This is a genomic window from Micromonospora sp. DH14, assembly GCF_029809455.1.
Classification (GTDB): Bacteria; Actinomycetota; Actinomycetes; order Mycobacteriales; family Micromonosporaceae; genus Micromonospora; species Micromonospora parva.
In genome coordinates this window covers 1-9930 of sequence record NZ_JARVKT010000062.1, presented here as the reverse complement: position 1 = coordinate 9930, position 9930 = coordinate 1, and the positions used below count along the sequence as shown (strand labels likewise).

6 protein-coding genes are annotated in these 9930 nt (G+C 65.0%); 4 read left to right on the top strand and 2 right to left on the bottom strand.

Features of this window, described 5'->3' with window-relative positions:
• Nucleotides 1-214 precede the first annotated feature (214 nt).
• Nucleotides 215-517: a hypothetical protein gene (locus tag QCZ28_RS34180; protein ID WP_279520491.1), complete on the top strand. Its 303-nt coding sequence runs from the start codon at nt 215-217 to the stop codon at nt 515-517.
• Here QCZ28_RS34180 and QCZ28_RS34175 read toward each other — a convergent pair.
• Nucleotides 512-3745 carry a hypothetical protein gene (locus QCZ28_RS34175; RefSeq protein WP_279520490.1) on the bottom strand — a complete coding sequence of 1078 codons (3234 nt, stop codon included), beginning with the start codon at nt 3743-3745 and terminating at the stop codon, nt 512-514. The genes QCZ28_RS34180 and QCZ28_RS34175 overlap by 6 nt on opposite strands.
• Nucleotides 3746-4365: 620 nt before the next feature.
• On the opposite strand from QCZ28_RS34175, the gene QCZ28_RS34170 reads away from it, so the two are divergent.
• From QCZ28_RS34170 to QCZ28_RS34160, 3 genes are read left to right on the top strand one after another with little or no spacing between them, the layout of a single operon-like run.
• Entirely contained in the window at nt 4366-4908 is a 543-nt protein-coding gene (locus QCZ28_RS34170; RefSeq protein ID WP_279520489.1) for a hypothetical protein, read from the top strand.
• Nucleotides 4905-6944, top strand: coding sequence for a hypothetical protein (locus tag QCZ28_RS34165; protein WP_279520488.1), 2040 nt, complete (start codon nt 4905-4907; stop codon nt 6942-6944). Before QCZ28_RS34170 ends, QCZ28_RS34165 begins: the two co-directional genes overlap by 4 nt.
• A 34-nt stretch (nt 6945-6978) precedes the next feature.
• Nucleotides 6979-9036, top strand: a complete 2058-nt coding sequence (locus QCZ28_RS34160; protein WP_279520487.1) for a hypothetical protein — start codon at nt 6979-6981, stop codon at nt 9034-9036.
• A 96-nt stretch (nt 9037-9132) separates the two neighbouring features.
• Here the strand turns inward: QCZ28_RS34160 and QCZ28_RS34155 are convergent.
• The coding region (locus tag QCZ28_RS34155) for a hypothetical protein (RefSeq protein WP_279520486.1) at nt 9133-9930 on the bottom strand (798 nt) is incomplete at its 5' end.

Below are 9930 nucleotides of genomic sequence, written 5' to 3'. Positions count from 1 at the left end.
ACGCCGGACCCGGGCTGCCGCGTTCATGCCACCACCAGCCGGATACCTCATACCTCCGGCCTACCGAATCAATCGACCGAGATCACGCCGACACGCCGACGGACGTCAGCCTTTCAACCTCTGTAGCTACCTCAGCGGATTCCGCGCTGCGCTGCACAGAGCTATGGCCCTAACCACCGGGCCCGCGCTATTCGATGGGCCGAGGGTCGCCGACATGCTCGCCGGCACCACGGTGGTGAAACTCAAGACCTGCCACCTCACCGAAACCCACCAGTCCGAGCGTCTCATCGACCAGGTCCTGACCTACGCCCTGCTCGCCGCGGTCGCGGTGTATCTGACCCGCGACCACGTCCTTGCCCTTTACCCGATTGGAGCGCTCACCGCCGAGCTGGCCGGTGTACCTGTTGACACCACCAAATCCGGCAACCATCTCGCCGCCCTCATCCAAGCCGAGCATCATCCCCCGGGCCGCCTGCCAGGGTCTTTCATGGTTGCCCGAGGGACATCGAGTTCATGACCATGGGTCAGTGAAGTTTGTATAACCGCGGGCAACAAGCCTGCTGATGGTTTCGCGGGCGAGCCGTTGAGTCCGGAGATCTGGTGACCGTAGGCCGTCGTGGAGCACTGCGGCGATGTCGTCCCTGGAGCCGGTGATGAACCAGGGTTCATCGGGAGACTCGATTATCGCCGCGATGGCCACGACGACCTCATGCGGCGACTCTGGCCGGAGAGCTGCGAGCCGTTCGGCGATGTCGTGACAGGGCGTGAGGGTCGCTCCGGTGGCGAGTGCGTCGATCAGTTGCCTCAGCGCCCAGTCGTCCGGGAGCGCCCCGGAGCTGAACCAGTGGCCGAAGCCGGCGAGCTGGGCCAAGTCGCCGCCGGGTTGGCGGGCAGCGTCGAGCTGTCTCGTCCAGAGGACTTTGAGCCGATCGACTTCGGCTTGGTCGAGACGGTCGGATCCGTGCAGTTGTTCGCCGATGACTTCGATGAGTCGTGCTCGCAGGCGCAGTGGGGCGTGGTCGAGGAAGTTTGCGAACGATTCGGAGTTCAGTGAGATCGCGCCGTGTTGGTAGAGAATCGCGAGATGCTGAATGATCCGATCCTCAGGCTGGTCCTCTCGCGGGCCGTCTGTGTGGCTGTCCACCTCTGATGACTCGCTAAGTGCGGTGAGGTGTTGTTCGTACATCGGGGCTAGGAGTTGAGCTGTCAGCGGGGATGGCCATGAGAATCGCAGGTAGGCATCCCAGGCTGCGGAGGCGACGCCCGGCTCTGTGGTGTGCGGGAATATTTGTGAGATGCGTCGGCGGGTCCAGGCCTCGTCCAGGCCGGCGAGGATGTGGATCTTTTCGCCGTAGAGGCTACGGATCGCGGAGCTCGGGTCGAATGTGGTGTCGAGGTGCCTGTCGAGTAGTCGGCTGATGGCCGGGTCGAGGATGGGTCTCGCCGGGTCGTGTCGGCGGATGGCGTATTGCAGGAGGGCAAGGAGGGCGTTACCGCGGACGCTGTTGATGGCGGTGGTGAGGAGTGAGCTGCTGTCGGCTTCGGCGTCGTCGCGAACAATCGGATCGGGGTCTTCGAGTAGCCGTACAATCAGTTCGAAGGCCTGGTCGAGCAGGTGTGTCGGAATGTCGCGACGCACGCCGACGGTGAGCAGCTCGGCGAGTTCTTGCCGAGTCCAAGCCCAGCCGGGATCACGTTCCCCGTCACCGTATTCGGGGCGGCCTGGTAGTAGGCGCGGCTGGGACATGGCGGTTGCGCCGAAGGATAGGACCGGCGGCCAGTCGAGGATCGATGTGGTGCTGTCGTCACTCGCTTGCGCGGCATTGATTGCTTGACGTAGCCCTGCGAATAAGCCGCGGGCATAGGTGGGGTCAAGGTCGACGAACCGTGGGGCGAGGGCAGCGAAGCGCCGAGGGTTTCGCCCTGCAGCTGCGACGATCTGCTGCCGCAGCTCGCTGACATCTGGGTCTTCCCACTTGCCGGTCGGCACCCAGTCAGCCAGGTAGGTGATGAGATGATCGTCGGTCATGGGATCCAGGGCCGCCAGAGGCGTGCTGGATAGCGCGAGCACGTCCGACCGCGAGGTAAACACCACACCCCTGTTGGTTACGTCTGGTTCACCGAGCTTGCCGATGAGTGCGGCCCGTTCGGTCTGATACCGCTCTGGCAGGGCATCACCGAATCGAGCAAGCTGTCGCGTCCTCCAGCGCTCTACAGCAGCTGGATCCTCTCTGTTCGCTGGCCCTTGATCGATTAGACGCAGGATGCGCTCCCGGTCCCCGGGTAAAAGTTCGGCGAAGTGTGCTCGTAGCAATGCCCCGTACTCGACGAAGCTTTCCCTGTCGTGAAAGGCCTCGGTGTCGGTTAACCGCGCGGCGACGAGCTTCGGGTCTGGCGCGAGTAGAAGCACGTGCAGGGCTAGGCGGCGAAAGATGCCATCTGGGTACGCCTCGAGCACGCGGACGACGGGTGCTGGTCCGCTCTGAGCCGCAACGGAGGCGGCGGCGTCTCGCAGCATGGTCACCAGATGGTCGCGTGCACCCAGCGCTTGTGACGAAGCGATATCTGGCCACCACAGCCGCGAATCAGTCAAGTCGTCTCGGGTGTCTGCCGCCTTCTGGGCGAGCCTGCTCGCGATCGCGGTGACCCCAGGCACACCCATCGCGGGGAAGATCTGGGAGACAACATCGGCTGGAAGATACCCGCCGCGCGAGCCCCGTCGGGTGGGCGCGGGCAGTAGAGCCGCCAAGACAGCTGCGGCGTGATCTTGCTGGCCGTCCGCAACGAATACCGGCAGCAACTCCACTGCTCTCGAGGGCAGTCGCCACTGGGCCGGCGATTCGAGCAGTTGCGCGATCTTGGCGGCAAGTGGTCGGGCCAGCTCGGCAGGCACCGCAAGCGCGACATCGGCCACGGTCTCGGCGGCTTCAGGGTTGTCGGTGTCCAGGGCAAGGACGACGTCAACGACGTCTTGCGCGAGGTTCGGATCCCGCGCAATCCGGGTCAGGTACCGCCCTGGAGGCCACTGCTGGTAGACGACGTAGCCATCCTCGTTGGCCTGCAGCGGGGGCGGTGAGCGGAAATACCCCTTCCCACGGAGTTTCGGGAACCAGGCCGGTGTGGCTCGGTCGAAGAAACGGCCTAACGCCGGCGTGCTGTTCGGGACTCGGTTGAGGAGGCGCGATACGTGGTCATTGGTCACCGGATCCGCTGCGGCCAGCTCATCGATCACGGGCAACGCACGTACGAATACCGCCTCGTAGCTGCGCAGGACCACCTTCAGCAGTGCTTCGAGTTGCAGCCACCTCTCGACCAGTACATCGTCGGCTGGGCGAGGAGCTAGCAGGGCGCCACGATGAGCGACGTCATGCCACTTGCCCGACTTCCTCCACAGCTCCCGGACTGAATCGGCCTCATCAAGACCAAGCGCCGAACAGATCGCGTCGATGACCAGCGCGGCTTCAGGGTCTCTCCGCTCCGGCGGCTTCAGCGCCTCCAGCTCGGCCCATTTCTCGGACGGGATGAGCGCGCCGAGCAACTCACGCAGTGCCGATTCGATCTCGCGAGCCATGTGACCGAGCAAGTGGGAGCGGGTCTGCAACGGCGGCGTCCCACGAAGGATGCGGATAGCGTCGGCGTACTGCGCAGCTGGCGCACCACCCATCAGCCCAAGCAGGCGGTGAATTTCCCGCTCCTGCGGCTCGAATGGCACCTGATCGAGCTGCTTGTCGTCGTTCGCCGGCATGGGGCACTTCCTTGACCTTCTCGTCCAGCTCCCCTGCGGGAGCCGGCTAGGGATCGGATGCTACGTCCGGGAGAGCCATAGCCTCGCGTCAGGCTTGCATCACGAGCTTCTACTCGGCGAGCCGGCCACGCCGCAGCCATCCATCATGGCCAGAAAGCCGACGCGGCCCCGCAGAAGGGGTGACGAGCAGGTCTACGAGGCTCGAACTGATCACTAGCGCGCGACCCCAGCAACACCTTCCGAGCGACCTGCACACGGAGCCAGTAAATGTAAAGCCGCAGGTCACGGCAACATGCCGACTGCCTATTCGTGACAGCATCTCGCGGGCGAGGGGCGGTCACGCATAGCACGATGCGCCGCGCCGGGAGCATCACATCGCTGCCCATCCAGCCGACGCTGACCGTCCCAGTTGGCTAGAGACCCGAACGCATGGACGACGATCACCACCAAGCGCAGTCTAGGCACCGACCAGCCGATCGACTACGTTTCGATTTATGGCAGCTACGGGGGGTGATGGCGACCCCTTCTTCGATGCGGTCCGCCTTCTGCTACTCCTCGATGCCGCAGCCCAACCGGTTCCCCGAGATCGCGTCCGGTTAGCGCCGGAGACTGCGGTAGGGGTGCTCAACACTCAGACGCTGTTGCAAAAGCTCGACTTCTGGCTTCGGTATCCGGACTACCTGGCAGACGAGTTGCTCAATGAGTTTGAGCGCAGTCGAGAGCCGGTGCTGTTGGAGTTCGCTGGCCGGATTCTCGAGTCGGAGGAGCCAGAGCTTCGGGCGATCCCCATGCTGCGATACAAGTTCGGCGCTTACGAGCCGCTGGACATGGCGATGAGCATCTTGGCCACCAGTGGCCTGGTGGTTGTGCGCTCGACACGAACCGAGACCCGCGTACGTGAGCACCACTACTACTTGACCCAGCGGGGACGGCAGACAGCTCGGTCGGCGGTGACTGATTTCCCGCAGTTGGGCTGGTATGGGCAGCGCACCAAGCTGGTGGTCGCGCTGGCTCAGGGCACCGGGATGAGCGGGACGGCGCTGCGCCGACGGCAGTACCTGCAGCGTGACTACGCGGGCACCGGCATCGGGGACGAGTTCGCCTCGATCGCCGACCGGGCGCGGCAGCGACTCGACGTGCTGAAGTCAGCATCGGAGGTGTGAGTGAGATGGCGGACGGCCTACCCAGCGAAAGTGACCTCTTGACCTCGATTGCCACTGCGGCGGAGGTACCCGAGAACGTCGCGAGCGAGGTGCTCGCCGAGGCCGATGTCAGCCTGAAACGCCCTCTACCGGCGCACCGGAGTCTGGTGGCGCATCGGCTCTTCGTCTCCGGCGTCAAGTCCGGCACCGAGAACGGCACCGACGGGCCATTCGAGCGGGACATCCCTCTAGGGCCGGGTGCATGGGCGGTCGCCAGCCGCAACAACTCCGCCGGCAAGTCCAGCCTCATGTGGGCGTTGACCTGGGCGCTGCGGGGCGATGAGGATGATCTCTATCTACGCACGGACACTCGGCGATGGTTCCGTTACATCCGAGTAGACGCGGAGATCTCCGGCGTGCCGGTATCCTTCCGGATCCGGCAGGACGAGCATGGACTGTGCGAAGGGATCCTGCTAACCGCCGACGTCATCGGCCAGCTCACCGGTCTTGAGGGCGAGTCGCAAAGTGGTCCGGGCGTGCGCGTTGTCGAGACGGTCGAGAGCAGGGTTGCCTACACGTCGATGGTAAGCCGATTCATGATGCAGCGACTGGGGCTTCGTCCGCTGCAGATGTTCAGCAGTGACGCTGGCGCGCCGGATGAAGCCGGCGAGCGGGATGGTTCGGTCCAGGTGCATGGCTGGCCAGCCTACTTCTCGGTTATCGCGCTCGCGTCCGCCAGTGACTCGATCCTTTTCGGCCGAACCGCGATCGGTCAGCTCCCGACCCGGTTGATGCAGGTATTCCTCGACGTTCCGTTCACGACCGACTGGATGACGGCAGACATTTCCGCGAAGGACTCCCGGCAGGCCTCCCGGCATGTGATCCGCCGGTCCAAGGCTGACGCCGCAGCCCGCGAGCAGCGCTGGCAGCCATTGCAAGAGGGATTGGCAAGGGCGCAGAGCAACCTGGAGCAGGTGCGGGCGGCCCGGCCGAACCTGCCGGCGCGAATCGCGGCCGTTGAGGACACTTCACGGACGTTGCTGGCACTCAAGACACGGCTGGGTCGCGCCAAAGCCACCGCCGAGGAAGCGCGGCAGGCACGCATCCAAGATGAGCGCTCTGTGCGCCGAGCGTCGGAGTCTGCCGCTGCCCGTAGCTTGTTCGCCGCGCTAGATCCCCACGCCTGCCCACGCTGCGAGGCGAGCATCAGCGACGAACGGCGTAGCCGGGAAGACAGTCACCACCGATGCGCCGTGTGCGCGAATCCATTGCAGGTCGAAAGCGTCGACGAGGACGAACGCGAAGCGGTGCTGAGCGGGCTACGAAAGCGGTTGGCCGCATCACAAGACGCCGAGCGGGCCGCGAAGACCGCGGTGTCGGCCCTGGAACGCCAGCTTGCTGAGGCACAGGCAGCAGCGGGGAACGCTGTAGCAGCCGCTGAGCAAGAACAAGGACAGACTGCCTACTTTGCGGAGCTGCGAGACGCGGAGGCGCATGTTGCGCGACTAAAGGGAGCACTCGATGTCGTCTCGCAGCTCGGGCAGACGCCGACGCTCGACGATGCTGCCGAACGGGTCCTTGCTGCGGCTGCGGCGATTCTCAAGGACCTCGCGTCGTCCACCACTCGGGACTTGCTCGTCGAACTGAACCAGCAGATTGTCACGCTCGCTCGTGAGCTGGGGGTCACGAACCTGCGGTCGGTGAAGCTCGATCTGGCGGGCAGGGTCAACGTGATGAAATCCGACAACACCAGGCCAACCTCGTTCTCGAAGCTCAGCCCCGGAGAGCGGTTGCGCCTGCGTATCGCGGTGATCGTCAGTCTGATCCGAGTTGGCCGCGAGCATGGCATCCATTCCCATCCCGGTCTGTTGGTCATTGACTCCCCCGCGGACGTCGAGATCGTCAAAGGAGATATGAAGATCCTCCTGGAACAGCTCCGGTCCCTGGGGCAGGACGAGGGTCTGCAGGTCGTCATCGCGACGATGCATGAGGCGGTGTGGGACGTGTTCCCGGGGGAACGTCTGATCGTCGGGACCGATCAGCAGCACCTGTTCTAGCGGACAGGCTCGGCCAAGCGGAGGAGGTGGGCAAATGGTGGCGCAGCCAGCCGTCGCCGCCCTCCTGGCCTGGGCCGAGAACGCCGACGAGGCGTCCCTGAGTGCCGGGCCGACCCCCGCCGATGTAGGTGGACGGGCGGCCGTCGCCGACGCGGCGAACGAACTCGCGGCCAGCCCCTGGTTCATCTACCTGATCGATCTGGCCGGCAACGACGATGCGAAACCTGGCCGAGACGATATCGGGCGCCGAATCGATAGGGCCGTGATCGAAGGCTTCGCCGGTCACGACCGGCACTCTTCCTACAGCAGCGCCGCCGCTCGCTTGCTGACCTACCCACAGCTCGCCCAGCGACTCGGCCGGCCACTCGAGAAGGCGCTCCTCGCCCAAGCCGATGCCGCCGCCGAGCCCGGCGTCGACCCCGCGCAGGCGTCGATCGGCGCAACCGCCCTAGAAACCGTCCTGCACCTCAGCACGACCGGCGTCTGTAAGCCGTACCAACTCCTGACAGTGCTGACCGACCTGACCGACCGCGTCGCCACCGCCCCCGTCGAGCTGTGCACCCGACTACCCCGGGTGGCCGGCCTCGCCCACGAACACTTCGGCGACGACACACTCGTCACCCTCCTACAACGACTCCTGTCCGTCGCTGACGCTGAACCTGACGCCGGGTTCGAACTCGCCATGGCCGACCTCCGACGTGCCCTCGATGCCCCCGACGAGGCAACCATCGTGCCGAGCCTGATGGACGCGCGCAGAGGCTTCGCCGCCGTAGAGGCCGCCGACGATGACCGCCACGACGCCCAGGCCTACGCCGCCGCCATCGATGCGATCATGGCCTTTCGTCAATCCGACACCACCCCGCTTCGCGAAGCCGCCGACCGACTGCAATCAGCCGTCACGCAGCGCCACGCCTGGCTCGGCCGCACCTACTCTCCGCCCTGGAACTGGGCACGAGGTCAGGCAGAGATCGCCTGGCTGCAACTCGCGCAGACGCTCACCACCGCCGCGCAACCGGCACACGAGGCCTGGTACTGCCACCCCAGCCAGGCCATCGCCGCGCTGCTCGACGCCTACCAGGCCGGCCGCAGCTTCATCGCGCACACCCAATCGCCCGGCCAACTCCACGCCGTCGAAACCCTCGTCAAACCCACCATCGAAGCCGCGTTCGTCCGCGACGCACACCGACTCACGCTGCTCGACCACGCCCTCGAACACGACCCGGCATTCACAGGCAACGAAGCGGCCCGCAGCCTTCACCAGGCCGTTTATGGCGTACTGGACCGGTCAGCTGCGGGCATCACCGACCGAGACCCGGGTGGTGGTGATCAGGGAAAAGCACCTACCCGCCTCACGGCGGTATTGCACCGGATGGGAGTCACCGACGCGCATGAACAACTACGCCACCTACCCCCACAGATACAAGATCGACTGGAAACACTGCTATGGAACGAGGAAGTAGCACAAGCATCGAGCGGCAACATCAAGGTGGAACGCAAGCTCCAGGAACTCCTCAGCGAGCTCTCGACCGCCCCGGACTGGGCGACCCCACAGATCGCGGGCCCGTTCAAGATCCTCCTCCGGCAGACGCTGCTTTACCTCGACAGTCGCTTCGACATCGGAGGTGAAATGGGCGGCGACCGCACAGCGTTCCTTCGAGCCACCCCCGGCAGCCGCCCGGCGAAAGAACGCCCAATGCACCAAGACTACAAAGACTGGCTCGACCAAGGCCCTCTCTACAACCAGGTCAGAGCCGAGGTCTTTGACCGAGGCGGAGGGCGAGCCGACATCGTCGTCTACTTCCCCCACGCCAGCTTCAGCGTGGAGTGCAAACGCGAACAGGACGACGCCAGCAAAGACGGCCTACGCAGGTACGTCGGCCAGGCCAGCGCCTACACCCAAACGGACGCCGCCCTCGGCATCCTGCTGGTCCTCGACCTCACCAACCACAGCACCGGCACGCCTGACCTCTTCGCCAACGTGTGGGTAGAGCACGTGCGGCGCGGTCCGGACGAAGACGCCCGCTGCATTGTCGTCGCAAGGCTGCCGGTCAGGCCCACGCCACACGCCACGCTCGCCCCGCCCCGCACGTAGCTTGGCCAAATCCGCTTGACGGGACGCGTCAGGATGGAGTACTAGGATCGCCCTCCGGCGTTGATGGCGAAGGAACGCTGAACTGCTATACGCATGTCAGCCAAAAAACCGCCGTCGGGAAAACCAATCGTTCATGCACAGGTCCAAAGCGGTTGTGCGGACCTTACGAGCCCGGGCGGCAGGTGCTGGATCGTGGCCGTAATAGGCAGCGTACGCCGCCGACACCACACCGCCGGCGTCGATACAGACTAGAGCGGTCGCGCCGATGCCGAGGATGTCAGGTGTCAGCTCGAGGTGAGGACCGGGTGAGGACACCACGGCGTCGGAAAGCATCCACGGCGCGCTGTGTGCCGTTCCCGACGCTTGCCGGTACAAGTTCGGCCGGTCGGGAAACGCGGCCGATACGAGATCACTGAGCACCACCTTTATCGGTTCCCCGCGGCCTGGAAGGCCGGGGATCTGCAACCGGATGGGCTTGCCGCCACTATTGCAGATTTCAATTATCCCCGCTCTGCTGATCCGGCCAGTGATCGCGTTCCAGAGGTATTGCGCATCTCTGACCGCCGTCCCCGCGACGGGGAAGCCTTCGGGCAGCGCTTTTGCGGCCTTCATCCGGGATTCGGCGTCCTCGCGCAGCAGCACCGCGCCCCTCAGTAACCGAGTCTCATATCCGATGGTCTCGTTTAACAGATATCCAACCTTCGCTGCCGCCTCGCACGCAGCCCGACCCGCCGTGGCGTAGGCAAACAGGGGCAGGTAACCAGGAACGGCTACAGAGGTTGAAAGGCTGACGTCCGTCGGCGTGTCGGCGTGATCTCGGTCGATTGATTCGGTAGGCCGGAGGTATGAGGTATCCGGCTGGTGGTGGCATGAACGCGGCAGCCCGGGTCCGGC